The sequence below is a fragment of the Mycobacterium sp. 1465703.0 genome, from assembly GCF_001672975.1.
Lineage (GTDB): Bacteria > Actinomycetota > Actinomycetes > Mycobacteriales > Mycobacteriaceae > Mycobacterium.
The window spans coordinates 1-2,116 of sequence record NZ_LZKU01000123.1 but is presented as its reverse complement, the minus strand read 5'-3'; the positions used below and the strand labels follow the sequence as shown (position 1 = coordinate 2,116).

General features: G+C 70.7%; 1 protein-coding gene and 1 pseudogene. Both read right to left on the bottom strand.

Translation table 11 applies throughout. The annotated features are described in order from the left end of the window. Nucleotides 1-181: 181 nt before the first annotated feature. A pseudogene (locus A5625_RS28290) lies at nucleotides 182-512 on the bottom strand (signal recognition particle-docking protein FtsY); the annotation flags it as partial. 165 nt (nucleotides 513-677) lie between these two features. Continuing rightward, nucleotides 678-2,116 (bottom strand): AAA family ATPase (locus A5625_RS10580; protein ID WP_156748115.1); only part of this gene is annotated, 1,439 nt, incomplete at its 5' end.

Genomic DNA, 2,116 nt, shown 5'->3' with positions numbered 1-2,116 from the left:
GCTATCAGGACCGCAAGTGCGATCCAAAGACCTTGGGACACGCTGACATTGTTTCAGGGCCAGCGTGGACGCCAGGCAGCCCCCGAGATCGAGGAGATCGCCCCCACCGAAGGCCGGCTAGAGCGGCTGCGCGGCAGACTGGCCCGGTCGCAGAATGCGCTCGGCCGCAGCATGCTGGGCCTGATCGGCGGCGGCGCGGTGACGGTCTCGGGCTCGGGAAGTTCGACCTCGGAGATGGTGCGCCGCGGCGCGTCGTGGGGAATGGTCGCGTCGTCGCCTACCGCGGGCAGCCCGGTGGTGTCGAGCCGATCGGCCGTCGCGGTCTGGCTGAAGGTGATGCCCGAGGACGCGGTGTAGCCGCCGGATCTGTCGATTGCCCCGGGTTCGGGCCCCCTCGAGAAGCTGATCCGGCGGCGGCGGTGCCGCCGCAGCCCCACGACGAGCGCGGTGATGGCGATGAGGACGACTAGAGCTATCAGGACCGCAAGTGCGATCCAAAGACCTTGGGACACGCTGACATTGTTTCAGGGCCAGCGTGGCCGCCCGGCAGCCACCACCATCGAGCGCTCGATCGATGCGCCGACCCGCCTCGCCCGGCTGCGCCGCGCGTGCGATCGGCGCGCTCGATCGATGGCGCCTACCCGCCTCGCCCGGCTGCGCCGCGCTTGCGATCGGCGCTACGACGAAGTGGTGACCAGCTGGTCCACCTGCTGGCCACGCAGCCGCTGGGAGATCACCGCAGTGATGCCGTCGCCCTGCATGGTCACACCGTAGAGCGCGTCGGCGACCTCCATCGTCGGCTTCTGGTGCGTGATGATGATGAGCTGCGAGCGGGCCCGCAGCAGCTCGAACAGCGAGATCAGCCGGCGCAGGTTGGTGTCGTCGAGGGCGGCCTCGACCTCGTCCATGATGTAGAACGGTGACGGCCGGGCCCGGAAGATCGCCACCAACATGGCCACCGCAGTGAGTGCCTTCTCGCCGCCGGACAGCAGCGAGAGCCGGGTGACCTTCTTGCCCGGCGGGCGGGCCTCGACCTCGATGCCGGTGGTGAGCATGTCATTGGGATCGGTCAGCCGCAGCCGGCCCTCACCGCCGGGGAACAGCACGGTGAAGACGTCGGAGAACTCGCGCTCCACGTCGGTGTAGGCCTCGCTGAACACCTGCAGGATGCGGGCATCGACTTCGTCGACCACACCGAGCAGGTCTTTGCGGGCCGCCTTGACGTCCTCGAGCTGGGTGGACAGGAAGTTGTAGCGCTCCTCGAGCGCGGCGAACTCCTCCAGCGCCAGCGGGTTGACCCTGCCCAGCTCGGCCAGCTCCCGCTCGGCCCGCTTGGCGCGGCGCTCCTGGGTAGGCCGGTCGTAGGGCACCGGGGCGGGCGCGACCACCTGCTCGCCGCGCTCGCGGGCCAGCTCGAACTCGGCCATTTCCTGCTCCGAGGGCGGCAGCGCAATCTCCGGGCCGTACTCGGCGACCAAATCGGCCGGCGCCATGCCGAACTGCTCGAGCACCATCTGCTCGAGCTGCTCGATGCGCATCGCGGCCTGGGCATTGGCCACCTCGTCGCGGTGCAGCGAGTCGGTCAGGGCGGCCACCCGAGCGCTCAACGCGTGCACCTCGTCACGCACCGCCGCCATCGCGGTCGCACGCTGCTGGCGTTCGGCGGCCAGCGCGTCGCGGATTTTGGATGCGGAGTCGACGACGCCGTTCAGCCGCTGCGCCAGCAACCGGCCGGCGTCGGCGACCGCCGCCGCCACCGCAGCGGCCCGCACTCGCGCCTCGCGCGCCTGCTGGGCACGCAACCGGGCCTCGCGCTCCGCGGCGGCCGCGCGGCGCAACGAATCCGCCCGACCACGAACCGCATTGGCGCGCTCTTCGGCGGTCCGCACCGCCAGCCGGGCCTCCACTTCGGCGCTGCGGGCAGCTTCGGTGGCCGCGGCGATCTGCTGACGGTTCACAGGTTCTTCCGTCGGCGCCTGCTGCGTCGCCTGGGCGTTGCGCAGCCGCGTTTCCAGTTCGGTGACTTCCGCGACGGTTTGGGTGCGGCCCGCCTCGAGCTCCTCGCGCTGCCGCAGCAACCTGCTCCACTCGTCTTCGGAGGTCCGGGCTTCCTGAC